This window comes from Pseudomonas sp. FYR_7, from assembly GCF_043106155.1.
Lineage (GTDB): Bacteria > Pseudomonadota > Gammaproteobacteria > Pseudomonadales > Pseudomonadaceae > Aquipseudomonas > Aquipseudomonas parafulva_B.
On the sequence record NZ_JBICMI010000078.1, the window covers coordinates 13,967 to 38,642 of the forward strand.

The 24,676-nt window shown below is 64.0% G+C and carries 20 protein-coding genes; 7 read left to right on the plus strand and 13 right to left on the minus strand.

The annotated features are described in order from the left end of the window. Positions 1 to 78: 78 nt before the first annotated feature. A complete protein-coding gene (locus ACF8R3_RS19785) occupies positions 79 to 1,512 on the plus strand; it encodes a TolC family outer membrane protein (RefSeq protein WP_058638916.1) in 1,434 nt (477 codons plus the stop codon). A gap of 82 nt (positions 1,513 to 1,594) precedes the next feature. Here the strand turns inward: ACF8R3_RS19785 and waaA are convergent, their stop codons facing one another. Together waaA and ACF8R3_RS19795 are read right to left on the minus strand one after the other, a co-directional pair. Beyond that, the gene (waaA, locus tag ACF8R3_RS19790; protein WP_196124466.1) at positions 1,595 to 2,866 is read right to left on the minus strand and encodes a lipid IV(A) 3-deoxy-D-manno-octulosonic acid transferase; all 1,272 of its coding nucleotides are present in this window, start codon (positions 2,864 to 2,866) and stop codon (positions 1,595 to 1,597) included. Positions 2,867 to 2,877: 11 nt separating this feature from the next. Next, positions 2,878 to 3,768, minus strand: a complete 891-nt coding sequence (locus tag ACF8R3_RS19795; RefSeq protein ID WP_392516044.1) for a LysR family transcriptional regulator — start codon at positions 3,766 to 3,768, stop codon at positions 2,878 to 2,880. An 83-nt stretch (positions 3,769 to 3,851) separates the two neighbouring features. On the opposite strand from ACF8R3_RS19795, the gene ACF8R3_RS19800 reads away from it, so the two are divergent. From ACF8R3_RS19800 to ACF8R3_RS19815, 4 genes are all read left to right on the plus strand, one after another. Next, positions 3,852 to 4,184, plus strand: coding sequence for a multidrug efflux SMR transporter (locus tag ACF8R3_RS19800; protein ID WP_058638913.1), 333 nt, complete (start codon positions 3,852 to 3,854; stop codon positions 4,182 to 4,184). A 104-nt stretch (positions 4,185 to 4,288) separates the two neighbouring features. After that, complete coding sequence (locus tag ACF8R3_RS19805) at positions 4,289 to 5,464, plus strand: FAD-binding oxidoreductase (RefSeq protein WP_058638912.1); 1,176 nt, start codon at positions 4,289 to 4,291, stop codon at positions 5,462 to 5,464. Then, complete coding sequence (locus ACF8R3_RS19810; RefSeq protein ID WP_058638911.1) at positions 5,461 to 6,273, plus strand: aldo/keto reductase; 813 nt, start codon at positions 5,461 to 5,463, stop codon at positions 6,271 to 6,273. The genes ACF8R3_RS19805 and ACF8R3_RS19810 overlap by 4 nt, the downstream gene beginning before the upstream one ends. A 46-nt stretch (positions 6,274 to 6,319) precedes the next feature. Continuing rightward, positions 6,320 to 7,291: a metal ABC transporter ATPase gene (locus ACF8R3_RS19815; RefSeq protein ID WP_197844734.1), complete on the plus strand. Its 972-nt coding sequence runs from the start codon at positions 6,320 to 6,322 to the stop codon at positions 7,289 to 7,291. A gap of 72 nt (positions 7,292 to 7,363) precedes the next feature. On the opposite strand, the gene hldE is transcribed toward ACF8R3_RS19815, so the two are convergent. Continuing rightward, the gene (gene hldE / locus ACF8R3_RS19820) at positions 7,364 to 8,785 is read right to left on the minus strand and encodes a bifunctional D-glycero-beta-D-manno-heptose-7-phosphate kinase/D-glycero-beta-D-manno-heptose 1-phosphate adenylyltransferase HldE (RefSeq protein WP_023532960.1); all 1,422 of its coding nucleotides are present in this window, start codon (positions 8,783 to 8,785) and stop codon (positions 7,364 to 7,366) included. 129 nt (positions 8,786 to 8,914) lie between these two features. Then, the gene (gene msbA / locus ACF8R3_RS19825) at positions 8,915 to 10,720 is read right to left on the minus strand and encodes a lipid A export permease/ATP-binding protein MsbA (RefSeq protein WP_392516045.1); all 1,806 of its coding nucleotides are present in this window, start codon (positions 10,718 to 10,720) and stop codon (positions 8,915 to 8,917) included. Positions 10,721 to 10,866: 146 nt separating this feature from the next. Here msbA and ACF8R3_RS19830 point away from each other — a divergent pair, with 146 nt between their 5' ends. After that, positions 10,867 to 12,723 (plus strand): bifunctional O-antigen ligase/aminoglycoside phosphotransferase family protein, encoded by a 1,857-nt coding sequence (locus tag ACF8R3_RS19830; protein ID WP_196121420.1) that lies wholly within the window; start codon positions 10,867 to 10,869, stop codon positions 12,721 to 12,723. A gap of 1 nt (position 12,724) precedes the next feature. Beyond that, positions 12,725 to 13,933: an acyltransferase family protein gene (locus tag ACF8R3_RS19835; protein WP_392516046.1), complete on the plus strand. Its 1,209-nt coding sequence runs from the start codon at positions 12,725 to 12,727 to the stop codon at positions 13,931 to 13,933. Here the strand turns inward: ACF8R3_RS19835 and ACF8R3_RS19840 are convergent. From ACF8R3_RS19840 to putP, 9 genes are all read right to left on the minus strand, one after another. Further along, positions 13,910 to 14,548 (minus strand): CatB-related O-acetyltransferase, encoded by a 639-nt coding sequence (locus ACF8R3_RS19840; RefSeq protein ID WP_058638908.1) that lies wholly within the window; start codon positions 14,546 to 14,548, stop codon positions 13,910 to 13,912. The two genes, ACF8R3_RS19835 and ACF8R3_RS19840, sit on opposite strands and share 24 nt — an antisense overlap. Positions 14,549 to 14,553: 5 nt before the next feature. Further along, a complete protein-coding gene (locus ACF8R3_RS19845) occupies positions 14,554 to 15,438 on the minus strand; it encodes a glycosyltransferase (protein WP_058604013.1) in 885 nt (294 codons plus the stop codon). Then, complete coding sequence (locus tag ACF8R3_RS19850; protein ID WP_392516047.1) at positions 15,435 to 16,580, minus strand: glycosyltransferase; 1,146 nt, start codon at positions 16,578 to 16,580, stop codon at positions 15,435 to 15,437. Before ACF8R3_RS19850 ends, ACF8R3_RS19845 begins: the two co-directional genes overlap by 4 nt. Further along, positions 16,577 to 18,007, minus strand: coding sequence for a PIG-L deacetylase family protein (locus ACF8R3_RS19855; RefSeq protein ID WP_392516069.1), 1,431 nt, complete (start codon positions 18,005 to 18,007; stop codon positions 16,577 to 16,579). Before ACF8R3_RS19855 ends, ACF8R3_RS19850 begins: the two co-directional genes overlap by 4 nt. Beyond that, the gene (locus tag ACF8R3_RS19860; RefSeq protein WP_196142496.1) at positions 18,004 to 18,900 is read right to left on the minus strand and encodes an antimicrobial resistance protein Mig-14; all 897 of its coding nucleotides are present in this window, start codon (positions 18,898 to 18,900) and stop codon (positions 18,004 to 18,006) included. The genes ACF8R3_RS19855 and ACF8R3_RS19860 overlap by 4 nt, the downstream gene beginning before the upstream one ends. Then, entirely contained in the window at positions 18,900 to 20,027 is a 1,128-nt protein-coding gene (locus tag ACF8R3_RS19865) for a glycosyltransferase (RefSeq protein WP_392516048.1), read from the minus strand. Before ACF8R3_RS19865 ends, ACF8R3_RS19860 begins: the two co-directional genes overlap by 1 nt. Continuing rightward, positions 20,011 to 21,768, minus strand: a complete 1,758-nt coding sequence (locus tag ACF8R3_RS19870; protein WP_058604017.1) for a carbamoyltransferase — start codon at positions 21,766 to 21,768, stop codon at positions 20,011 to 20,013. The genes ACF8R3_RS19865 and ACF8R3_RS19870 overlap by 17 nt, the downstream gene beginning before the upstream one ends. A gap of 232 nt (positions 21,769 to 22,000) precedes the next feature. Then, positions 22,001 to 22,837 carry a 23S rRNA (adenine(2030)-N(6))-methyltransferase RlmJ gene (locus tag ACF8R3_RS19875; RefSeq protein WP_078477889.1) on the minus strand — a complete coding sequence of 279 codons (837 nt, stop codon included), beginning with the start codon at positions 22,835 to 22,837 and terminating at the stop codon, positions 22,001 to 22,003. 171 nt (positions 22,838 to 23,008) lie between these two features. Then, positions 23,009 to 24,487 (minus strand): sodium/proline symporter PutP, encoded by a 1,479-nt coding sequence (gene putP, locus ACF8R3_RS19880; protein ID WP_058638903.1) that lies wholly within the window; start codon positions 24,485 to 24,487, stop codon positions 23,009 to 23,011. Positions 24,488 to 24,676: the final 189 nt, after the last annotated feature.

A 24,676-nucleotide genomic window follows, 5' to 3' on the forward strand; every position in this document is an offset into this window, starting at 1 on the left:
GGTGCGCGTGGCACTACACTGCGTCATCACACGAAACTCAACAGTTCAGTAATTACATTTCGTACAAGGATTGCCCCTATGCTGCGCAAACTCTCACTGGCCCTGGCCGTGTCTTGTGCGTCCCAGACGATGGCCTGGGCAGCGGACGTGCCGGCTACGGTGAAGACCGATCTGGTGAGCGTTTACCAGGAAGCGGTACAGAACAACGCCGATCTGGCCGCCGCTCGCGCCGACTACGGCGCGCGTCGCGAAATCGTGCCCCAGGCCCGTGCCGGCTTGCTGCCCAACCTGTCGGCCGGTGCCGAAATGCAAAGCACCCGCACCAAGCTCGACGAACCTTCGATCACATCCAACCGCAGCGGCAATGCCTGGAGCGCGACCCTGGCCCAGCCCATCTTCCGCGCCGACCGCTGGTTCCAGTTGCAGGCTGCCGAAGCGTTCAACGAACAGGCCGCGCTGGAGCTGTCTGCCACCGAGCAGAACCTGATCCTGCAGACGGCGCAAAGCTACTTCGCGGTGCTGCGCGCCCAGGACAACCTGGCGGCCAGCAAGGCCGAGGAAGCGGCCCTCAAGCGTCAGCTCGACCAGTCCAACGAGCGTTTCGACGTGGGGCTTTCGGACAAGACCGACGTGCTGCAGTCCCAGGCCAGTTACGACACGGCCCGCGCCAACCGCATCATCGCCGACCGTCAGGTGCAGGACGCCTTCGAGGCGTTGGTCACCCTGACCAACCGGGAATACACCGCTATCCAGGGCGTGGTGCACAGCCTGCCGGTGCAGGTGCCCGTGCCCAACGACGCCAAGGCCTGGGTCGAAACTGCAGGCCGGCAGAACCTCAACCTGCTGGCGACCAACTACGCAGTGTCCGCGGCGCAAGAAACGCTGCGTCAGCGCAAGGCCGGTCACGCCCCGACCGTGGATGCCGTGGCCAAATACCAGAAGGGTGACAACGACAACCTGGGCTTTAGCAACCCTTCACCGCTGGGTGTTCGCTATGGCGGCGACGTGGAGCAGACCACCGTTGGCTTGCAGTTGAACATCCCCATCTACAGCGGCGGGCTGACCAGTTCACAGGTACGCGAAGCCTACCAACGCCTGAGCCAGAGCGAGCAGCAGCGCGAAAGCCTGCGCCGCCAGGTGGTGGAGAATACCCGCAACCTGCACCGCGCGGTGAACACCGACGTCGAACAGGTGCAGGCGCGCAAGCAGTCGATCATTTCCAACCAGAGCGCACTTGAGGCTACCGAAATCGGCTATCAGGTGGGCACCCGCAACATCGTCGATGTGCTCGACGCCCAGCGCCAGCTGTACACCTCGGTGCGCGACTACAACAACAGCCGGTACGCCTACATCCTCGACAACCTGAGCCTGAAACAGGCAGCCGGTACGCTGAGCCCGCAAGACCTGCAGGACCTCAAGCGCTACCTGAAACCCGACTACAACCCGGACAAGGATTTCCTGCCTCCGGACCTGGCGGCAGCGGCGGCGAAGAATTTCGAGCGCAGGCCCTGAGGGCGGGCTGTCCGAACTGCAAAATGGGCCGCAAAAGCGGCCCCTGATCACGCCAACCGCAGCCATCGCCCCCGTGGTGAGCTCAGGGCATCAACTTTTCCAACCCCTCGAGCAAGCGCTGCAACGCCCCCTGATTGGCCCTCATCACCGCCCTGCCCGCCTCACCCATGCGCCGGGCATCTTGCGGTAATTCGACCAGCCGCTGCACGGCACCGGCCAGCCCCTGGGCGTCATCGACCTGCTGCAACCCGCCCGCCTCGCGCAACATGGCACTGATCTCGAGAAAATTGAACACGTGCGGCCCCATCAGCACCGGTAGCGCCAGGGCTGCCGGTTCCAACGGGTTGTGCCCGCCAGTCGGCACCAGGCTGCCGCCGACGAACGCCATGTCGGCAAGGGCATACAAGAACAGCAACTCACCCATGGTGTCGCCCAGCAGCACTTGCGTCTGTGCAAGCACCGGCAGCCCGGTAGAGCGACGCACCGTGGCAAACTGCTGGCTGCACAAGGCATGGACCGCCTCAAAGCGCTCCGGATGCCGGGGCACCAGGATCAACAGCGCATCCCCATGCACCTGCAGCAACTGCCGGTGCGCCTGCAGGACCAGGGCATCTTCGCCATCGTGGGTGCTGGCGGCGATCCACACCGGGCGCGAAGCGGCGGCCCATTGCTGGCGCAAGGCCTGGGCCCGCGGCACCAGGTGCTCATCGATCTTCAGGTCGAACTTGATCGAGCCGGTCACCTGCACGCAGCCAGTACGCGCTCCGAGTGCAAGAAAGCGCTGGGCTTCGACTTCAGTCTGCGCAGCAATCAGGCTCATTTCGGCCAGCATGGGCCGGGTCAGCCTGGCAAACCGCCCGTAGCCACGGGCCGAGCGTTCTGACAAGCGCGCGTTGGCCAGCGCCACGGGAATGCCACGCCTGGCGCACTGATGGATGTGATTGGGCCAGAGTTCGGTTTCCATGATCACGCCCAGCCTTGGCTGCACATGGTCGAGAAAGCGCCCTGCCGCCCACGGCAGGTCATATGGCAAGTAGCAATGCTGGACCCGGGGTTCATCGCCGAACAGGGCGCGAATACGCTCCGACCCGGTGGGCGTCATGCACGTCAGTGTAATCGGCAGCTCAGGGTAGGCCTTGAGCAGGGCGCGCACCATGGGCGCGGCTGCAATGCTTTCGCCCACCGAGACGGCATGCACCCAGATGCCGCCTTTGCGCATGGCCGGTAGCCTGAAGGCGAACCGCTCACCGAGGCGGCGGCCGTAGGCAGGGGCCTTGCGCGCGCGCAAGTACAGGCGCAGCGCCAGCAAGGGCAGGCCCAGGTGAAACAGCAAAGTGTAGAGGGTTCTGTTCATGGCGACGCAGTTTACCCGATCGCACGCAAATGCACCGCAAAGCGCTCGGCCAGCCACTGCGCAGCAGGCCCCAGCGGTTCGTCCCGACGCCAGGCAAGCTCCACCACCAGCGCCGGTGGCCGCCAGTCGCTGGCCAGCTCTACCATGTGCGCCTGGTAGGTGGGGTACTGCACCACATGGCGCGGCAGCCAGGCCCAGCCCAGCCCACGCATCAGCAGTTCGGCCATGGCATAGAAGCTGTCGGCCCGCCATACCTGCGGGCTGATCGCCTCACCCCCCGGGTAACCGCTCTGCTGGGGCGTAATCAGCAGCTGTCGATGGCGTGCCAGTTGCTGTCGGTCCACCCGGCCGGCCTGCGCCAAAGGATGGCCGACGGCGCAGACTGTGACCATTTCCACGCTACCCAAGGCCCGCCGTTCAAGCGACGCCGGTATGCGCTCGTGGTGAAAGAACAACCCCAAGTCGGCGCGCCGCTCCACCAGCTTGCGCGCGACATCGCCCTGAGCGCCGCTGGCCAGTTGCACTTGCAGAAAGGGGTAACAGGTTGCCAGCTCATCCAGGCTGTCGATGACAGGCTGATACGGCATCGCCTCATCCTGCGCCACCCGCAGCAGTGCTTCCTGGCCACGCATCAGTGCCAGGGCCCGCCCGGCCAGGCGCTCGCATTGGCGCAGCAGCTCACGGGCATCGGCAAGCAGCGCTTCGCCGTTTGCGGTGAGCTTCGGTTGGCGCCCACTGCTGCGTTCGAACAAGGTGACCCCAAGGTCCGCTTCGAGCAGGGCGATGGCGCTGCTGATCGCTGACTGAGCCTTGTGCTGTTCGCGTGCAACCGCCGAAAACGAACGCAGCTCAGCCACCCGCAGGAACGTGCGCAGCTGATCCAGACTCCATTGCTCGGCCATCCACCTATCTCCTTGCCAGATAGGTAATGACTTTACCGCATCCGAGTACGGCCTAGAATGCGCCCATCGAATGGAGAACCGTCATGAATGCCTACACCTACCTTGCGATTGCCATCTGCGCCGAAGTCGTCGCCACCGCTTCCATGAAGGCCGTCAAAGGCCTTAGCACGCCATTGCCTTTGCTGCTGATGGTGGTGGGTTACGGCATCGCGTTCTGGATGCTGACGCTGGTGGTGCGCAGCATTCCGGTGGGCATCGCCTACGCGATCTGGTCTGGGCTCGGTATCGTCCTGATCAGCGTGGCAGCACTGGTGATCTATGGGCAGAAGCTGGACATCCCGGCGATACTCGGCATGGCGATGATCGTCGGCGGCGTGGTGGTGATCCAGTTGTTCTCCAAGACCACGGGGCATTGAGCCGGGCCTTGGCAGCAGCCTCTGGATGCGTGACGCACGCCACCCCGTGCATCCGATCCTGAGCCTGTATACTTGCCAGCTGTCCCAGTTTTCGAGGTATCGCCATGCCATCTGCCATTTCCACTGACGTGCTGATCGTCGGCGCCGGGGTCGCAGGCCTCTGGCTCAATGCCCGCTTGCGCCGCTTGGGTTATTCGACAGTGCTGGTGGAGCGCGCCACGGTAGGCGGCGCACAGACGCTCAAGTCCCAGGGCATCATCCATGGCGGGACCAAGTACGCGCTGCATGGGGCCTTGACCGGCGCCTCGGAAGCGATTGCCGACATGCCGCGCCGCTGGCGCGAAGCCTTGGCGGGCAACGGCGAACTGGACCTGCGCCACACGCGCTTGCTGTCCGATGCGCATTACCTGTGGTCTCCAGGCACCCTGGCCGGCAACCTCACCAGCTTCTTCGCCAGCAAGGCGGTGCGTGGCCGGGTGGATCAGGTCAAAGGCGACCAATTGCCTGCGGCGCTGCAAGACCGCGCCTTCAAGGGCAAGGTCTATCGCTTGGCCGAGCTGGTGATCGACGTGCCCAGCCTATTGGCCAACCTGGCCGAACTGGCCGGTGACAGCCTCTTGGCAGGCGAGCGCATCGAGCCGCTGCGCGACGATGGCGAGCTGGTGGGCCTACGTGTGGATGGGCGTGACATCCGCGCCCAGCGCATCGTGCTCAGCGCCGGCGCCGGCATCGCGGACCTGTTGCAGGCACTGGGCCTCGAGCAGCCCGCCATGCAAACCCGCCCCCTGCACATGGTGATGGTCAAGGGGGCCAACCTCAAGCCACTCTATGCCCATTGCCTGGGCGCAGGCCCCAAGCCGCGCATGACGGTGACCACCCACCCGGCCGCCGACGGACAGTGGGTGTGGTACCTGGGCGGCGAGCTGGCCGAAGCCGATGGGGTGGCCCGTGAGCCGGCCGAGCAGATCGCCGCGGCACAGAAAGAAGTGGCCAGCCTGCTGCCCTGGGTGGATCAAAGCCAGCTGCACTGGGCCACCTTGCGGGTGGACCGTGCCGAGCCTGCCCAGTCCGGCCTGGTGCGCCCGGACAATGCGTTTCTTGCCGAGCAGCAACGGCTGCTGGTGGGCTGGCCTACCAAGCTGGCCCTGGCACCTGATTTCAGCGATCGGGTTATCCGCCAGTTGCAACGCGACGCCGTGCAGCCCCAGGCCCAGGCCGACCTGACCGACTTGCCGCGCCCGCCGCTGGGCCAGCCTGCGTGGGAGACCCTGCTGCCATGAGCCTGCCAACTCTCCACGGCCTGCATCGCCCCCTGGGCAGCACGGGTTTGCAGGTTTCGCCCCTGGGGCTGGGCACGGTCAAGCTTGGCCGGGACCAGGGCGTCAAATACCCTTCAGGCTTCACCATCCCCGGCGACGATGAAGCCAGGCTGCTGCTCGGCCAGGCCCGCGACCTGGGCATCAACCTGCTCGACACCGCCCCGGCCTATGGCCGTAGTGAAGAGCGCCTTGGCCCGCTGCTGCGGGGTCAGCGCGATGCCTGGGTGCTGGTGAGCAAGGTGGGCGAGGAATACGACGGCGGTCAATCGCGCTTCGATTTCAGCGCAGCCCACACCCGCCGCTCGGTAGAACGCAGCCTGCGCCGGCTGGAAACCGACCGTATCGACCTGGTGCTGGTGCACTCCGACGGTAATGACCTGGCCATCCTCGAACAGCAGGAAGTGTATGAGACCTTGGCCGCGCTCAAGCGTGAAGGCAAGCTCCTGGGTTTCGGCTTTTCAGGCAAGACGGCGGCCGGAGGCTTGAAGGCGTTGGAGCAAGGCGACTGCGCCATGGTGACCTTCAACCTGAACGAACAGGCGGAGCGACCGGTACTCGACTACGCTGCGCAGCACGGCAAGGCCATCTTGGTTAAAAAGGCCCTGGCCAGCGGCCATGCCTGCCTGGCACCCGGCGTCGACCCGGTCCGTGCCAGCTTCGAGCTGCTGTTCGCCCACCCAGGCGTCAGCAGTGCTATCGTGGGCACCATCAACCCGTTGCACCTGGCCCATAACGCGGCCACCGTCGCCCGAATCCTGGGCCAGCATTGAGTCTGCCTGGCCACGCGCCAGGTGAGCCGTCGCAAGGAGGAGCAACGTGGCGCGAACGCTGATACGCAAGAACCCGAGCAACTTCAAGACGCTGCCGCTGCATGTCGAGGCCACGGCCGAAAGCCTTCTCTACCAGGGCACCGGCATGCCCCTCAATTTCGCCCAGACCCAGCAACGTCGCAAACCGGTGGCGGTGGCAGATCCGCAGCGGTTCGCGGTTGAGCTTGCCAACCTGGGTGTGTCGGTGCGCCTGACGCTGAGCTGGCAGAACCGTTACTACTGGGTGCTGGTCCGTCAACGGCGGCAAGACCGTGGCGACGTGGTGCTGAAACTGATCTCAGGCTACGTGCCCGCCCAGGAGCTGAACCTGCCGTTGCACACCGCCGTGCAGGAAGTGGCCGAGGAATGCCTGCTGGAAACCACCGAGGGTTGGCTGGGCGGCCGTTTCAACGACACCTGGCTACCGGTGCCCTATGCAGCAGCCTTGCACTACCGTGAGACGCCGCATTTTCAACTGGCCCCGCAGTCCGGTGCCGCCCGCCCGGTCTACTGCGGTAACCTGGTCCTGCTGGAACGGCCCCGGGCCTACGTGCACCTGCCGACCGCTTCCCTGCAACTGATCTACGACATGCGCCTGCAAGTGCCCAGGGAGATCAAGAAACTCAGCCTGTTCCATGTGGACGAACGCCTGGAGGGTGACCAGTTGGTGGCGCGGCTGAACCGCAAGCGCCCGGACCTGTACCTGATGCCGCTACAGGACGGCCAGCCCCTGGCCGAGCTGTATACCTTGAAGAAAGACGAACTGGTGCCAGCCAGCACACGCGGGTTGTACCTGGCCGAAAGCTTCGCGCGGCAGGAGGGCTGGGTGGTCAACGAGGAACGCATACGCTGGAAGGACTGGGTGCGCCAGCAAGGCCTGGTGGAGCCCAAGCCAGCCCGCGCCTCTCACCTGCAACGGTTCGGTGCCAAGGCCCGAGCGCTGCTCAAGCGGGCGCGTACCTCACTGCACAAGCCCTGACCGAAGCCGGCCTGCAGCGCGCCGCTAGCAGGGCCGGCTGACGACCGAGGACCACCACGCAGCCCTGCCCTGTCAGTGCTTGCGGATCTTCTCGACGATGGCGGTGGTAGAGCTGTTTTCCACCAGCCCCAGCACTTTCACGGTGCCGCCATAGGCGTTGACGATGTCGGCGCCAACCACTTGGTCGATGCCGTAGTCGCCGCCTTTGACCAGCACATCCGGCTTGACCTGGCTCAGCAGGTTTTCCGGGGTGCCCTCGGAGAAACTGATCACCCAGTCCACCGCGCCCAGGCCTGCCAACACGGCCATGCGGCGGTCGACGCTGTTGATCGGCCGGCCCGGGCCCTTCAGGCGGCTGACCGATGCATCGTCATTGACCGCGACGATCAGACGATCGCCTTGCGCGCGTGCCTGCTCCAGGTAGGTCACATGGCCCGCATGCAAGATGTCGAAGCAGCCGTTGGTGAACACGATGCGCTCGTTGTGCGCCCTGGCATCGTCGATTGCCACCAGCAATTGCTCAAGGCCCAGCACCCCGCGCTCGGAGCCCTCTTCGCGCTGGATGGCGCGGCGCAGCTCCGGCGCGCTGATCGCCGCAGTACCGAGCTTGCCGACGACAATGCCCGCTGCCAGGTTGGCCAGGGCCACTGCCTGGGGCAGTTCTTCACCGGCGGCAATGGCGGCGGCAAGGGTGGAGATCACGGTATCGCCTGCGCCGGTCACATCGAACACTTCACGCGCACGGGCTGGCAGGTGCAGGGGCGGATGGCCCTCGCGCAGCAAGGTCATGCCGTGCTCGCCACGGGTCACCAGCAAGGCGCCCATGTCCAGTTCCTGCAGCAGCTGCAAACCCTTGGCAACCAGCTCCGCCTCGTCGGCACAACGCCCGACGATGTTCTCGAACTCGCTGAGGTTGGGGGTGATCAGGCTGGCCCCACGGTAAACGGAGAAATCCTTGCCCTTGGGATCGGCCAGCACCGGGATGCCCTTGGCCCGTGCAGCCTGGATCAACGCCTGATGGTTTTTCAGCGCGCCTTTGCCGTAGTCCGACAGCACCAGAACCTTGACGCCTTCGAGCAAACCGTCGACTTCTGCGCTGAGCGATACCGGGTCGGTGGCGAAGGATTCTTCGAAATCGATGCGCAGCAGTTGCTGGTGCCGGCTCATGACCCGCAGCTTGACGATGGTCGGCTGGTGCGCAATGCGCTGGAACACAGAACGCACGCCTGCCGCCTGCAGGCTGTTGGAAAGGCTGTCGGCAGCTTCGTCCTGCCCGGTGACGCCCACCAGGGAAGCCGGCGCGCCGAGTGCGGCGATGTTCAAGGCTACGTTGGCCGCACCGCCTGGGCGATCCTCGATCTGATCGACCTTGACCACCGGCACTGGCGCTTCCGGCGAAATACGCGACGTACCGCCATGCCAGTAGCGGTCGAGCATGACATCGCCGACCACCAGTACCGGGGCTTGATCGAAACGCGGCATGGACAACTTCATGGGCAACCCATATGACAATAGTGAACAGGGACGGGATATTAGCACAGCGTGGCTGGCGGCTTTAGGGCCAGTTCGCGCTGAGGAATACCCCGAAACAGAAGGGGCGCTGGGCCCCCTTTGCGGGCAGGGTCAGGTGATGTCGGCCTTGGCCGGCTCATCCAGGCCCATGGCGTGCAGGCGGGCATAGTAGCCGTTGGCGGCCAGCAGCTCGGCATGGGTGCCTCGCTCCACCAGGCGGCCCTGATCCATGACCAGAATCTGGTCGGCCTTCTCGATAGTCGACAGCCGGTGCGCGATCACCAACGTGGTGCGCCCCTGCATCACGCGGTCCAGTGCAGCCTGGATGTGCCGCTCGGATTCGGTATCCAGGGCCGAAGTCGCTTCGTCCAGGATCAGCAATGGCGAGTTCTTCAACAGCGCACGGGCGATGGCCAGGCGTTGGCGCTGACCACCGGAGAGCAACACGCCGTTTTCGCCGATCTGGGTATCGAAGCCCTTGGGCAACTGATCGACGAAATCCTTGGCAAACGCCGCCTCGGCCGCCGCTTCGATGTCGGCACGCGGCGCGCCGGCCAGGTCACCGTAGGCAATGTTGTTGGCGATGGTGTCGCTGAACAAGGTCACATGCTGGTTGACCTGGGCGATGTGTCGACGCAGGTTGAGCAACTTGAAGTCTTCGATTTCCACGCCATCGAGCAGTATCTCGCCGCTGCTGTGGTGGTAGAAGCGTGGAATCAGGCCGGCCAGGGTGGACTTGCCGCTCCCGGAGCGGCCCACCAGCGCGACCATCTGCCCAGGCTCGACGGTGAAGTTGATGTCGCTCAGCACCTGGCGATCGGTACCGGGGTAGGTGAAGCTGAGGTTGCGAACTTCCAGGCGCCCGCTGACCGCATCGCGCTCGACGGTGCCCCTGTCCACTTCCCGCTGCTCGTCGAGCTGCTCGAAGATACTCTCGGCACCGGCCACGCCCTTCTGGATGGTCGAACTGACTTCCGAAAGCTGGCGAATCGGCTTGGGCAGCAGGCCGGCCAGGGTGATATAGGCCACCATGTCACCTGCCGAGGCGTCGCCACGAAGGTACAGCACCAGGAACATCAGAACGGCCATGGCAACATAGATCACCAGTTGCAACAGGGGCGTATAGATGGCGCTGGTGCGGGTCATGCGCAGCTGCTTGTCGGTGTTGCTCTGGCTGGCCTTGAGGAAGCGCTGGCGCTCGTAGGCTTCACCGCCGAAGCTGCGCACCACGCGGTAGCCCTGAATGGTCTCGGACGCCACGTGGGTGACGTCGCCCATGGCAACCTGGATCTTCTTGCTCTGCTTGCGGAATTTCTTGCTGGCACGGCCCACCATGAAGGCGATCAGGGGCAGGATGGCCAGCATCACTAGCGTCAGGCGCCAGTTCATCAGCAGCAGCGAGCCGAACAGGAACACCACCGTCATGCCTTCGCGAATGACCACCTTGATGGCATCGGTAGCCGCCCCAGTGACCATGGTCACGTTGAAGGTGATGCGCGAGATCAGGTGCCCGGAGTTGTTCTGGTCGAAGTAGCGGTTGGGCAGGCTCAGCAGGTTATTGAACAGTTGCACCCGCAGGTCATGGACCAGGCCCAGCGAGACCTTGGCCAGGAAGTAGTTGCCCAGAAACGACCCCAGGCCCTGCCAGGCAGCGATGATGATGATCAGCGCCGGCACCGTGTGCAGCAGGTTCAGGTCACGCAGGTGCGGGACGTTGGGAAACAGCGAGGCATCCGGGTTGGACAGGCCGTCGACGAAATACTTGAGGATGTAGCCCAGCATTGGCTGGGTCGATGCAAAGATCAGAAAGCCCAGGATACTCAGCAGGAACACGCCGATGTAGGGTCGGACATAACCAAGTAGACGGAAATAGATCTTCATGCTCGATGGGCTCTGGGAGCCGTTGGCGTCTGTCATATCACGGAACATGCTGAAAATGGGGTGCTGACTTTACCACACGTTGGCAGCGGCGTCGGACCACTCGGCCCCGCCGCTTACCAGCAGCAATGCGCGCAAAGCTGGGTTAACATTGCCCGTTCTTTCGACCTGGGCCCTCTTTCTCCATGTTCCCAAGCAGCCTACACAACGCCGGCAACCGCTTTTTCGATTTCGTGTGCCTGTGGCTGCTGCCGGCCGGCATGCTGGCGCTGCTCGGTGCCCTGTTCTTCCTGCCCGAACGCAGCCTGCACCACAAGCTGTACTACGGTCTTTTCAGCATTCCGACCCTGCTGGCGCTGTGCGTCCGGCCTCGTGAACTGAAAACCCTGTTTCGTGAACCGCTGCTGTGGCTGTTCGTGGCCTTCGCCGGCTACGCCATCCTCAGCCTGAGCTGGTCACCCTCGCCGGCGCAGGCGGACAACCTGATCAAGCGGCCCCTGCACACCCTGATGCTGTTCCTGGGCACCGGGCTGATGCTGCGTTACCGACCCGAGGCGCTCAAGGGGCTGTTCCTGGGCGCTGCGCTGCTGGCGCTGCTGGCCACGCTGCGGGACCTGACCACGTTCATGCTCACCTACACCCCGGGCAGCCGGCTAATCGGGGCCGGCGCTCTGGACAACCCGCTGCTCAGCTCGCACCTGTACGGTTTCTTCGGGACCTACTGGCTGTGGATGGCGGTCAACGGCAAGCGGGCGTTGACCGTGTCGCTGTGCATGGCGGCCTTTGCGGTCATGTTCGCCGCGGTGGTGGCCACCGGTTCCCGCACGCCCCTGGTGGCCATGACCCTGGCGGTGAACTGGATCGCCCTGCTCTGCCTGGACCGTCGCTCGATCCCCCTGTTCCTGGCCGCCCCGCTGTTCATCGTCGCGGTGCTGGTGGTGGACCCGCAGTTGATCATGGCGCGCGGCGACTCGTACCGTTTCGATATCTGGCGCATTACGTGGGACCTGTTCCTCCAGCACCCGCTGATCGGCCATGGCTACGACGCGCCCCTGTCCATCGATGTCGGCGTGGGCTACCTGCTGAGCGAGCCCCACAGTTTCGTCATGGGCGTGCTGTATTACGTGGGCATCCTGGGCTTGCTGCCGTGGCTGGGCATGATCGTCTACGCGCTTTACAGCGGCTGGAAGTACCGCACCCACCCTGCCTTGCAGATGGCCTCGGCGCTGCTGGTGTTTGGCATCGGTGCGGGTCTGACCGAGGGCGGCGGTATCCTGTCGCGGCCCAAGGAGCATTGGTTCCTGCTGTGGATTCCGCTGGCGCTGGTCGCCGGGCTGAACATCGCCCGCCGGGGTGGCAGGCTGGTGGCGGCCAACCGCGCCCGCTTGAGCGAGGCGCAGGCCAGGCAGCTGCATGAGGGTGCTCGCGTCATCGAAGAGGACGGGCTGGGCCCCAAGGTCCTGCTGCTGCAAGATGGCAGCTTCCTGAAGTTGTTCCGCCCGCGCGCCTGGTACACCGCCGGCGCCTTCTACCCCTACGCGCGCCGCTTTGCCAGGAACAGCCAGCAACTGGCACTCGAAGGCATTCCCACGCCCCCCGTCGTGGAACTGCTGAACTACGCCGATGGCACCCAAGGCGTGCGCTACATCCCCCTGGCAGGCCAGACCGTGCGCCAGGCGCTGCAGGCCTGCCCATCGCTGGCAGGACGCCGGGCCCTGGTGCAGCGTATGGGGCGGTTCATGGGGCGTCTGCACCAGCAAGGCGTCTACTTCCGGTCCTTGCATCTGGGCAATGTACTGCTGATGGACAACGGTGAATTCGGCCTGATCGACCTTGCCGACATGCGCTTGCTGCCTTCGCCGCTGTCGGCGGAGCTGCGCCAGCGCAATTTGCGCCACATGCAGCGCTACACCGAAGACAAGCAGTGGCTGTTCGAGGAAAACGTCCAGGCCCTGCTGGAAGGCTACAGCGCAGCAGCCAGCCAGACCATGAGCCACGCCCTGCGCCAAAAGCTGGAACTGGCCCCGGGAGCGGAACGCTGACATGGGCTATCTGGCGCCGCTGCTGAGTTTCCTGGTGTTCGGCCTTGCCTTGTTGCTGGCAGGGCTGCTGCTGCGCAGCCCTTGGGTGGCGCGCCATCTTGAGCCGGTGGCGGGGCGCTGGGCCACTCTCGATGGCTTGAGGGGCTACCTGGCACTCGGGGTCTTCATCCACCATGCCGCCATTGCCTGGCACTACCAGCACACCGGCCAGATCAACATGCCCCCCGAACGCTTCTTCGCCCAGATCGGGCAAGCGAGCGTCGCGCTGTTCTTCATGATCACCGGGTTTCTGTTCTGGAGCAGGCTGGTGCGCCAGGGCCGCGCCTTCGACTGGCGAGCCTTTGCCATTTCCCGGGTCATGCGCCTGTACCCGCTGTATTTCGGCCTGCTGGCTGCGGTGCTTGTGACGGTGTTCTACCTGCAAGGCTGGAAGCTGCTCGACACGCCAACCGCCCTGGCACAACAGCTTTCAGGCTGGCTGCTGTTCCACCGCCCCGACATCAACCAGTTGGCCGGCACCGGCAACCTGATCTCGAACGTGACCTGGACCCTTAACTACGAAATCTACTTCTACCTGGCCCTGCCGTTGCTGGGCCTGATGTTCGTCTACCGCGGTACGCTCTTGAGGGCCATTGCCTGCGTGGTCGCCCTGTACCTGCTGGCAAAGCTTGTGGGCTGGGAACATGCGCTGAAAAAGAAATACCTGATGAGCTTTGCAGGCGGCATTGCGGCGGTTTACTGGGTACGCAGCCCGGCACTGGTGCAATGGGCCAAGGGCAGGTACGGCACCTGGATGGCCATCGGCTTGCTGGTGCTGGTAATGACGGTGCTGCACAAGACCTTCGCGGTGTTCCCGCTGCTGCTGCTAAGCCTCGTGTTCTGCATCATCGTCTCAGGCAACGACCTACTGGGCGCCCTGGCCCTGCGCAGTGCCCGCTGGCTAGGCGAAATCAGCTATAGCCTGTACCTGCTCCATGGGCTGGTGCTGTGGTGGCTCGCCTATCGCCTCTACCCCTCTTACGGGTTCACCTACGACGACCGCGGGGCGTTCATGGCCGTGATCGCCATCGCCTGCACCGTGCTGGTGGTCGTGAGCAGCGCCACGTTCCTCTTACTGGAAAAGCCGGGGATCGCCCTGGGCAAGCGCCTGGCCCAGCGCCCGCAGGCCAAGCCCGAGAACCTGAAGTCAGGCTCGACCCACCAGGCCTGAGGCGCGCCGCTCGGCATAGGCGAGAAACGCCTGGATGTCATCGCTGCACAGCTTGCCCACCACATGGGCAATCTCGGCAGGTGGCCAATCCCACCAGGCGCTGGCCAGCAGTTGTTCTCGCACCGCTTCCGGAAATCGCCAGCGCACGATGCTGGCCGGGTTGCCGCCGACCACCGCGTAAGCAGGCACATCCCGGGTCACCACGGCCCCAGCGGCCACGATGGCCCCGCTGCCAATGCTAACCCCCGACAGGATCGTGCAGTTGGAGCACAGCCATACGTCGTTGCCGATGGTCACGTCACCGCGGCTGAAGGCATAGCCCTCGATGGCCGATGCCTCGGGCAGCATGGCCGGGAATGGGTAAGTGGTTACCCAGTCGGCCCGATGATGCCCGCCCAGGAAAATCTGCACGCCTTCGGCAATCGAGCAATAGGCGCCGATGCGCAGCGTCGTCCCCTCCTGCCAGTCGTGCACCTCGGGCACGCCATAGCTACCCACGCCGAAAGCGTACTGGGGGTAACGCGCGGCAAATCGCGCTTGCCCGCGCTCGATGGCCGGCAGCTTGCGAATCGCCCGCTTGGCCCGTTTTTCCCGGTAGCGCGAGAGCCAGCCCATGCCCTTCAGCCCTTTTCCAATGGCGAAAAGAACAACCGCCCCAGCCCACGCCAGGTCTTTCGCGTGTAGGCGCGCAGTGGAATCTGCGCCAGCAGTTCGCGGGCCAGCTTGCGATCACGGTTGGCCACCTTGAGGAACATCGAGTTCAGCGCCTTGAACTTGACCTGCTCATAGGCCGGATGATCCTTGAACTTGGCATAGGTGCGCAGGATGTTGTCGATCATGAAACGGTGGTTCTTGTACGAGTTGCTGGCATGTTTGCGGTAGCGCGCCATGACCACGCTCAGGCCATCGATGAAGTACCCGGCATGGGTCACCTTCAGTTCGATCAACAGGTCTTCCAGGCGGATATCCGGGTCGAAGCCGCCCACCTTCTCCAGTGCCTCGCGGCGGATCAGCAGCGTGGGCGCAGGTGGGTAGGGTTTGCGCTCAAGGAACATGTCCTCGAAGTCCAGGCGCCTGAATGGGACTTCGCGGCGCTGCCGCGCTTCGGGGAACAGCTCACCCTGGGAATCGATGAGCTCGATGTTGCCAGCGCAGATACCCACTTCGGGCTTGTCGGCCATGTACTGGACCTGGATCGCGATGCGGTCCGGCATCATGATGTCGTCGGAACCAAACGGCGCAATCAGCGAGCCCTTGGCCCGCGCAATGGCCTCGTTGAGCGTGTGGGTCAGGCCTTTGTTGCGCTGCACGCGAAAATCGAAACCGTGCTGCGCCTGCAGGCGCTCGATACGCTCGACGCTGTCATCGGTAGAGCCGTCGTCCACCACCAGCAGCTCGATGTGCGGGTAGGTCTGGTTCAGCACGCTGAGAATGCTCTGCTCGATGTATGGGCCATGGTTGTACGATGCGATGATCACCGTGACCAGGGTTGGGTCCGCACTCATTTCGGCTCCTTCGCAGCCAAGCCCGACTCGATCAGCGCCAGGTATTGCTGACGGAACACGTCGATGTCGTGGTGTTGATTGAGGTAGTGATAGGCCTGCTCGCCCTTGGCGTGCAACGCCGCGTCATCCAGCGCCAGGTAGCGGTCCAGTGCTGTGGTCAGGCTGGCAACGTCCGCAGGCTTGACCACCTCGCCGCCCGCGCCGGTGATCAGCGGCAACATGGCCGGCACGTCGCTGGCGATGACCGGCAAACGCCCGCTCATACCTTCGAGCAGGGCAAGGCCCAGACCTTCGGCCAGCGATGGCATGGCCCAGATGTCGAACGCACGGACATAGCGCAGGGCGTTGTCACGAAAGCCCAGCAAGTGCGCCCTGCCCGTCAGGCCCAGGCGATCGATCTCGGCCTGCAGGCGCGCCTGCTCACGACCCGCCCCGATGATCGCCAGTTGCGCGGAGGGGTACTTGTCCTTCAAGGCGGCAAACGCCTGGATCAGGTAGGTATGGCCCTTGACCGGCACCAGGCGGCCCAGCGCCCCGACCATGCGAACGTTCTGGGCCAGGCCAAGCTGTGTGCGGGCCTCGGCCTTATTCAACTGCAACGCCTGGGCCTGATCCGTGTCGATGGCATTGGTGATGGCATGGGTGTTGGCATCGGTGAAGCCGCACTTGCAGTCCAGCAGGTATTGCTTGACTGCCGGCGACACACCCACGAACTGCCAATGCCCGTCGATCAGGCGCTGGGTCTGACGACGGCGATAGGTGCGGTCGTACTCGCCAAAGCCATGGGAAATGCCGATGCACAACGGGATCTTCAACCAACGGTTGAGTTGCAACAGCATGTTCACAGGCTTGAAGCGGTTGCAAATCACCACGTCGAAGCGTTCGCGCCGGCAAAACCGGTAGAGCTGCCACAGTGCCTTGAGGCGCATGCCCTTGAGCGCACCGTCGCTGAAGTCGAAGTACACCGAATGGTCGGCGCGACTGACCGGTTGGCCAGGCGCAGGCCGGCCCTTGAGAAAGGCCATGGTCGTTTCGAACCGATCCGCTGGCAGCGCCTTGAAGATCTGTTCGGCCAGGTCGGCAAAATCGTGCTGCTTGATGTTGTAGTCCGGTTGCAGTTGCAGGACTTTGAAACGCTTCATACGTTTTCCCGATGTACACCCTGGTGGCGGTCCGTCAGAACCCAGAACAGCTCGTGGCGACGCACGGCCTTGCGGAAAAATTCGTTCTCGCCATAAGGCGAACTGCGCCGGCCTGCCAACCAGCGCTGGATCACTCGGCGTACTCGGCGCTTGAAGGGCGGGCGGGGCTGCAGGTCGTGCATCATGCCCAGTGCCATGGCCTTGTCATGTTGCAGTGAGCGGTCCAGCACCAGGGTGCAAGGGCGCCCGACCGACAACTCACTGATGACCGGCGGCAAGGCCACGCCTGCACCGCTGTCGCCCATGGGCCAGCGGTCGTTGTCGTGCAGGTGATTGGCATAGCCCAGCAGGATTTCGGGTTGCCACTGCAGGCCCTGCAACGCTTCGTGCAGCGCTTGCTGGGCAGCCACGTGGTCAGGATGCGGATCGAGCACCGGGTGCGGCATCACGATCACTTCCGGGCGCGCCTGTAGTACCAACGCGCGCACGTCGGCCAGCAGGTTCTGCCAGGTCGGAACGCCGTCGTCGCCCGGCAAAGGCAGCGCGTTGAGGGTACGGAAGGGGCGCGTGTCGGTCATGTCCGCCTCGCGCGAGCCGAAGGGGGTGGTCGGTGCCTGCCGCATGGCGGGCAATTGCAGGCAGAAGTAGCCCAACTGCACGCAGCGCTCTTGCGCAACGCCCGCCCAGCGAGGCACCGCGATACTGTCCCAGGCCCGCAAGCGCCCTTTGAGGCGCGCAGCCTCGGCAGATGACAGGCCCATGGCCTGGTAGTGCTCGGCCTCGATTTCGCCAGCGGTCAGGGTCACGATCCAGGCTTCGTCTGCCTGGCTGTACAGGCCGTAGGCGGCGAGTTCGGCATCATCGGCATGGGGCGCGATGACCATCACCCGCTTGCGACGCAGGTCTGGCTGCTGGAACATCCACAGGCGCGGCTGGCCCACCAGCCGGCAGAAGCGCCCGCGCAAGGTGATCTGGCTTTGACGCAGCACCGTGTCGAACCCAGTCAGGTTGAGGTAGCGCTTGCCGCGAACACCGCGCTCGAACACCTGCAGGTCTTTGCCGCCTGCGCCTTCGATGTACACCCCGGGGTCGAAAAACCTGCCCAGCAGGGCGCAACGCAGTTCAACCTGCAGCACCCATGTTGCACCTTCAGCGACGGGCGCTGCGGGTAATTGCAAACGGCCGCCCTGCAGGCTTACGCCCATCACTTCATCGGCCCCATCGAAGGCATAGGTGTAGTCGTCGGCCGGGGTGTAGAACAGGTGGTCGGCCAGCCACGCCTCGTGGGCTACCCACAGCAGCGGCAGGAGCAACAACGGCAGCCACCAGATGAACGCACCCAGCGCAATCAACGCCACCAGGGCCACCAGCAGCCCGAGGCGCTTGTTGCGCCGATGGCGCTTTAGCAACTGCTGCTTGCGGCTCACGCCTGGTACACCGGCACGGGGTGGCACCAGCGGTCCTTGTACTCGCGGTCGGCCCGGCCGAACGAGAACCGCAATGGCTTGTTGCGCGCGCGGGCGTCCTCCCAGGCGGCCTGGGTATTGAGGAAGCTCAGCACGCTGCCGGGGCTGAACGCCTTGGTCTCAGGGTCGACGCCGCCATTGACGTATTCGACGCTGATCCACTCAGGCGCCTCGACGCGATACACCAGCTGGATGGCGATAGGCTTGTCATCGAGCAGCAAGACCGAGCCGATCAGCAGGTCCCGCAGGCGCTCGATCACGTCGCCCATGCGCTCGGCGCCAGTGGCTGCGAACCCCCAGCGACGCTGGAAAAGGTCGCAATACATGGCGGCGACAGTAGCGGCATCGAAGTCGCTGATCGGCCGCACCACGCCACCGGCTTCTTCCAGCAACCGCAGTTCACGGCGCTGGTTGTAACGGAATTTCTTCGACAGGTCTTCTGGCGCACGGGCCATCGCCAGCTGTTCTTTCTGCGCCTTGAGGCCGACAAAGCGGCCCTGGTTCAGTTCGGACAGGTAGCGTGCGCCATGGCGCAGCGGCGCGGCGGCGTTGGCTGCCGCAGGCAGGATGATTTCGGCATTGCCCAGGTCGAACAATGCCTTCTTGCCGCTGCGCTTGAGCACGTCCTTGGACAGCGCCAGGTGACGCCCCCAGGTGGGGATGGCCGCCTTGAGCTCGCCGGCCTGGTGCCAGGCCAGGTAACGCACGGGGATCTGCGCCAGGTCCGCCAATTGGGAGACCACCAGGGGATGGGTGGCGACACTACCGCCGAAACGCGCCCAGGCCTGGGCATAGGTCTGCGCATCGATGACTTGCCAGCCACGCTCGCGCAGGGCTTTTACAGGATTGAACATCAGGCCCCCACCAACGTGCGAACCTGGGGCAGTTGCCAGAAGGTCTCGCGCACCGCCTGGTCCGAGAAACGCTCGCGCAGGCGTTCGAGCATATGCTCGGCGCACACCTGGCGCTGCGAGTCGTCCAGCGCAGCCATGCGTTCGAAGCCTTGCGCCAGCTGGCTGGCATCGCCCAGGGGGAACAGCATGCCGACACCCTCGACCACTTCCCGCGCACCGCCACAGGCCGTGGCCAACACTGGGACACCAGCGACCATAGCTTCGAGCAAAACCATGCCGAAGGGCTCATGATCGGAACTCAAGGCGAACACGTCGAAGGCCTGGAAATAGCGACGCGCATCGGGCACCTGCCCCAGGAAGTCGACCTGATCGGCAATGCCCAGCTCGCGGGCCAGGGCCTTTAGCTTGGATTCCAGGCGGCCCTTGCCCAGGATGGCCAGGCGCGCACCAACCGGCAATGCCGGCAACGCCTGGGCAAAGCCGCGCAGCAAGGTGGCCTGGTCCTTGTCTGGGTGCAACCGACCGACATTGCCCACCACCCAGGCCTGCGCATCCAGCCCCAAGGCTTCGCGTGCCTCGGCACGCGGCACCAGGGCGGCTTGAAGGGTGGCGATGTCGATGCGGTTGTACAGCGTCTGGATGCGGTCGGCGGGCCACTGCGCCAGGCAGCGGCGCATGTCGTCGCGCACCGCGTCGGATACACCCAACAGGCTCAAGCGCTTGCTGAACAGGTTGGCGAACAGGCGCCGGCCTTTGCGCTCATAGTCGCCAAAGGCGTGGTGCACGCCTATCACCGGTAACCGGGTCCCGAGCAAGGCGACGTAGATCGGCTTGAAGCGGTGAGCGATGCAGAACGCGAAGTCGCGCTGGGCCGCGATCTTGCGCAACGCCCGGATCGCGCCGAGCTTCAGGCCACGGACCGCCTTGGAACTGAACTCCAGAAACAGCACTTCATCCGACCCACAGCCGGCCGCCACCTGCGGGTCGGCTGCACCGGTCAGGAACACGGTCGTGACCTTGTAGCCGCTGCCCTCGAACAGGCTGGCGTATTGACGGGCACAATCGAGGAAAGGCCCGTCATAACCATGGCAGAACTGCAGGATGCGCGGTTCAGAGCGGCTGTTCATAGGCGGCAGCGCCGTCCTTGACGACAAGGATATCTTCCATGATCAGGTACTGCAGATCGGAGCCGAAGAACATGTTCAGGGCATCGGTCGGCGAGCAGATCATCGGCTCACCCCGGCGGTTGAGCGAGGTGTTCAGCGAGACGCCGTTGCCGGTCAACGTCTCCAGCGCCTTCATCATATCGTAGTAGCGCGGGTTGTACTCGCGCTTGAGCACCTGGGCACGGGACGTGCCGTCTTCATGGACCACCTCCGGCACGCGGCTCTTCCACTCCTCGGCCACTTCGAAGGTGAAGGTCATGAAGGGCGCCGGGTGGTCGACCTTGATCATCTGCGGGGCGACCGTATCGAGCATCGACGGGCAGAAGGGTCTCCAGCGTTCGCGGAACTTGATCTGCTCGTTGATGCGGTTGGCCACGCCCGGCACGCTCGGGCAACCGATGATCGAGCGGCCACCCAGGGCACGCGGGCCGAACTCCATGCGGCCCTGGAACCAGGCCACCGGGTTGCCATCGACCATGATCTTGGCGATGCGCTGCGGCATGTCGTCGAGCTTGCGCCATTTCGGCGCGTTGGGGTGACGGGCGCAGGCTGCGATCACATCTTCGTTGGAGTAGGACGGGCCGAGGTAGACGTGCTCCATCTTCTCGACCGGCACGCCGCGGGCGTGGGACACGTAGGCGGCCGCCCCCACTGCCGTACCGGCATCGCCGGAGGCTGGCTGCACGAACAGTTCCTTCACGTCGGGACGGGCAATGATCTTCTGGTTGAGCTTCACGTTCAGCGCACAACCGCCGGCGAAGGCCAGCTTGCCGGTTTCGCGCAGGGTGTCGCCCAGGTAGTGGTCGATCATCTGCAGGGCGATCTTCTCGAACAGCGCCTGCATGCTGGCTGCGTAATGGATGTACGGCTCGTCAGCGATGTCGCCTTCGCGCTTGGGCCCCAGCCATTCGATCAACTTGGGCGAGAAGTAGAAGCCCTTGCCTTTCTCTTTGTAGCGGCGCAAGCCAATGACGTTGGCGTAGTCGGTGTTGATCACCAACTCGCCGTTTTCGAAACTGGCCAGGCGTGAGAAGTCATATTTGCTGGCATCGCCATAGGGCGCCATGCCCATGACCTTGAATTCGCCGTCGAGCATTTCGAACCCGAGGAATTCGGTGATGGCACCGTACAGGCCCCCCAGCGAATCCGGATCGAAGAACTCCTTGATCTTGTGGATCTTGCCGTTCTCGCCGTAGCCGAAGAAAGTGGTGGCGTACTCGCCTTTGCCGTCGATGCCCAGGATCGCGGTCTTTTCCTTGAAGCCGGAGCAGTGATAGGCGCTGGAGGCATGAGCCAGGTGGTGTTCCACGGGCTCGATCTTGACCTTTTTCGGGTCGAAGCCCAGCTGTTCCAGGCACCAGACGATCTTCTTGCGGTAGCGCTTGTAGCGGCGGTTGCCCATCAGAATCGCGTCGAGGGCGCGGTCCGGTGCGTACCAGTAGCGTTTGGCGTAGTGCCAGCGCGCCTTGCCGAACAGGCTGATGGGCGCGAACGGGATGGCAATGACATCGACGTCGGAGGGCTTGATACCGGCTTGTTCCAGGCAGAACTTCGCCGATTCGTAGGGCATGCGGTTTTTTGCATGCTTGTCGCGCACGAAACGCTCTTCTTCGGCGGCGGCAATCAGCTTGCCGTCGATGTACAGGGCCGCGGAAGGGTCATGGCTGAGGGCGCCGGACAGGCCAAGAATCGTCAATGCCAAGGGATAGGCCTCTTCATTCGATAAAGATGCGCCAGCGGCCTGGTGGGCGGGTGGCGGCTAAAAGGCGGGATTATAACGCAAAGCGCAGCGTGCGCATGCCTCTGCAAAGGCTACGCCTTTGGCCAGGGCACAAACTCCACAAACACGGCAATCCCGCAGCTCACCCATCACGCGGTCACTGGCGCGGCCTAGCCGGGGCGACCGCAATGGGCCCGTCAGCGACCGCCAGGCCTCATTCGGCGATCAGCCAATCCATGCGGTAGCTGCCCTCGGTCTGCGCCAATTCCCGGGCGAGCCAAGGCAGCAGTTCCTTGAGCTCATCTTCCAGCCCCCAAGGCGGGTTAGCGATGGCCAGCCCGGATCCATTGAGGCCCTGCGGGCTGTCCTGGTGGTGCACATACAGTTCGACACGCAACAGCTTGGGCGCGCCAGTGCTGGTGAGGTCCTGGTAGAAACGGGTCAGCGAGCGCTGGTCTTTGATGGGGTACCAGATGGCCACCACCGTCTGGCGCATCCGACCAATGGCTTCCTTCATCGCAGCCGTGCAACGCTTGAGCTCATCAGCCTGCTCGAACGGCGGGTCGATGAGCATGACCGCGCGTTTTTCCTGCACGGGCAACAAGGCGCGCGGCACGTGCCAACCCTCGCCTAGGTGCACGACCACGCGCGGATCCTTCTTCATGTTTTCCTTAAGCAGCGGCCCGTCCTCTGGGTGCTTCTCGTTGAGCAAGGCGCGGTCCTGCTGGCGCATCAGGCGACGCGCCAATTCAGGGGAGCCTGGGTAGTAGCGCAGCTCGCCATCGGCATTCAGGCGCTTGATGACGCGCAGGTAATCGGCGGTCATGGCCGGCAGGTCATCACGGTTCCACAGCCGCGCGACCCCCTCGAGGTACTCACCGGTTCGGCTCGCCTGATCACCCTTGAGGTCGTACAACCCCAGCCCGGCATGGGTGTCGAGGTAGGCGAACGGTTGCTCCTTGCGCGACATCAGGGCGATGAGGCGGGTCAGCACAATATGTTTGAGAACGTCGGCATGGTTGCCGGCGTGGAAGGCGTGACGATAATTCATGGCAACTCCTGCGCAGGACGCAAGTTTACCCTGCCTGGCAAACGACGTCAGGCCTGACGGTCCCCAGAAAACAACGAACCCGCCACCGCAGTGCTGCACGAACCCTCAAAGGCCGTGCGGACACTGCTGGAGCGGGTCCGGCTTTCAGCTAGCAGCGAGCCTTGGTGGCTGTCACTTGTCAGCGCGATAAGCCGCATCTGCCGTTTCAAAGCGGCTGACCATCGCCTGCGATGGGCGGCCCAGCTTGCTCACCAGGACGATGGCGATGCTGGCGAACAGGAAGCCAGGGATGATTTCGTACAGGCCCATGGTGTCGAAGCTTTTCCACAGGATCACGGTCAGCGCACCCACCACGATACCGGCCAGCGCGCCGTTGCGCGTCATGCCCTTCCACAGCACCGAGATCAGCACGACAGGGCCGAATGCAGCGCCGAAGCCGGCCCAGGCGTAGGCCACCAGGCCCAGCACGCGGTTTTCAGGATTGGCAGCCATGGCGATGGCGATCAAGGCCACGGCCAGTACCATCAGACGACCGACCCACACCAGTTCTCGCTGGGAGGCGTTCTTGCGCAGGAAGGCTTTGTAAAAGTCTTCGGTCAGCGCACTCGAGCACACCAGCAGCTGGCAACTCAGGGTACTCATCACCGCCGCCAGGATGGCCGACAGCAGGACGCCGGCGACCCACGGGTTGAACAGGATCTTCGCCAACTCGATGAACACGCGCTCGTGGTTTTCATTCACTGGCCCGGCCACCTCAGGGTGGGCCGAGAAATAGGCGATGCCGAAGAAACCGACGGCGCAGGTACCGGCCAGGCACAGGATCATCCAGGTCATGGAGATGCGGCGTGCGTTGGCGATGGACTTCACCGAGTCGGCGGCCATGAAGCGCGCCAGAATATGGGGCTGACCGAAGTAGCCCAGGCCCCAGCCCATCAGCGAGATGATCCCGATGAAGCTCGCACCCTTGAGCAGGTCGAAGTGCGCCGGGTTGACGGCTTCGATGGCGGCGAAGGTCTGGTCGAAGCCACCGGTGGAGATCAGCACGATTACCGGCGTCAGGATCAGCGCGAAGATCATCAGCGATGCCTGGACCGTGTCGGTCCAGCTCACGGCCAGGAAGCCACCGACGAAGGTGTAGATGATGGTAGCGGCAGCACCTGCCCACAGCGCTGTCTCGTACGACATGCCGAAGGTGCTTTCGAACAGGCGAGCACCGGCCACGATGCCGGAGGCGCAATAGATAGTGAAGAACACCAGAATGACGATGGCAGAGATGATTCGCAGCAGGCCGCTCTTGTCTTCGAAACGGCTGGAGAAATAGTCCGGCAGGGTGAGCGCATCGCCGTTGTGCTCGGTCTGCACGCGCAGACGGCCGGCGACGAACAGCCAGTTCAGGTAGGCGCCGACGGTTAGGCCGATGGCGATCCAGACTTCCGACAGCCCCGCGAAATAGATGGCGCCGGGCAGGCCCATCAGCAGCCAACCACTCATGTCGGAAGCACCGGCCGACAATGCGGTGACCACGCTGCCTAGGCTGCGACCGCCAAGGATGTAGTCGGAAAGGTTCTTGGTGGCGCGGTAGGCAGCAAAGCCGATCAGCACCATTGCTGCGATGTAGATCACGAATGTGATCGTTAACGGATTACCCATGTGTTGGCCCTGGCGTTTGTTGTTATCTCATGCGCACCCACATCGTTGGTGGTTGCACCCAGGCGGCAGATGCTATTCAACAACATAAATCCGGTGCAACCATTTTTCACTGTGAAGTTGCACCCAAGTATGCTTTTTCAGACAAAGCCCCGTTTTTGCTCCCTATTGAGGCAGGCGTTGCCCTTTTAT

Bases quoted from the DNA above. Each gene is read 5' to 3' on its own strand.
- ACF8R3_RS19785 (WP_058638916.1), top strand. From the start codon at position 79: ATGCTGCGCAAACTCTCACTGGCCCTGGCCGTGTCTTGTGCGTCCCAG.
- waaA (WP_196124466.1), bottom strand. From the start codon at position 2,866: ATGAACAGAACCCTCTACACTTTGCTGTTTCACCTGGGCCTGCCCTTG.
- ACF8R3_RS19795 (WP_392516044.1), bottom strand. From the start codon at position 3,768: ATGGCCGAGCAATGGAGTCTGGATCAGCTGCGCACGTTCCTGCGGGTG.
- ACF8R3_RS19800 (WP_058638913.1), top strand. From the start codon at position 3,852: ATGAATGCCTACACCTACCTTGCGATTGCCATCTGCGCCGAAGTCGTC.
- ACF8R3_RS19805 (WP_058638912.1), top strand. From the start codon at position 4,289: ATGCCATCTGCCATTTCCACTGACGTGCTGATCGTCGGCGCCGGGGTC.
- ACF8R3_RS19810 (WP_058638911.1), top strand. From the start codon at position 5,461: ATGAGCCTGCCAACTCTCCACGGCCTGCATCGCCCCCTGGGCAGCACG.
- hldE (WP_023532960.1), bottom strand. From the start codon at position 8,785: ATGAAGTTGTCCATGCCGCGTTTCGATCAAGCCCCGGTACTGGTGGTC.
- msbA (WP_392516045.1), bottom strand. From the start codon at position 10,720: ATGACAGACGCCAACGGCTCCCAGAGCCCATCGAGCATGAAGATCTAT.
- ACF8R3_RS19830 (WP_196121420.1), top strand. From the start codon at position 10,867: ATGTTCCCAAGCAGCCTACACAACGCCGGCAACCGCTTTTTCGATTTC.
- ACF8R3_RS19835 (WP_392516046.1), top strand. From the start codon at position 12,725: ATGGGCTATCTGGCGCCGCTGCTGAGTTTCCTGGTGTTCGGCCTTGCC.
- ACF8R3_RS19840 (WP_058638908.1), bottom strand. From the start codon at position 14,548: ATGGGCTGGCTCTCGCGCTACCGGGAAAAACGGGCCAAGCGGGCGATT.
- ACF8R3_RS19845 (WP_058604013.1), bottom strand. From the start codon at position 15,438: ATGAGTGCGGACCCAACCCTGGTCACGGTGATCATCGCATCGTACAAC.
- ACF8R3_RS19850 (WP_392516047.1), bottom strand. From the start codon at position 16,580: ATGAAGCGTTTCAAAGTCCTGCAACTGCAACCGGACTACAACATCAAG.
- ACF8R3_RS19860 (WP_196142496.1), bottom strand. From the start codon at position 18,900: ATGTTCAATCCTGTAAAAGCCCTGCGCGAGCGTGGCTGGCAAGTCATC.
- ACF8R3_RS19865 (WP_392516048.1), bottom strand. From the start codon at position 20,027: ATGAACAGCCGCTCTGAACCGCGCATCCTGCAGTTCTGCCATGGTTAT.
- ACF8R3_RS19875 (WP_078477889.1), bottom strand. From the start codon at position 22,837: ATGAATTATCGTCACGCCTTCCACGCCGGCAACCATGCCGACGTTCTC.
- putP (WP_058638903.1), bottom strand. From the start codon at position 24,487: ATGGGTAATCCGTTAACGATCACATTCGTGATCTACATCGCAGCAATG.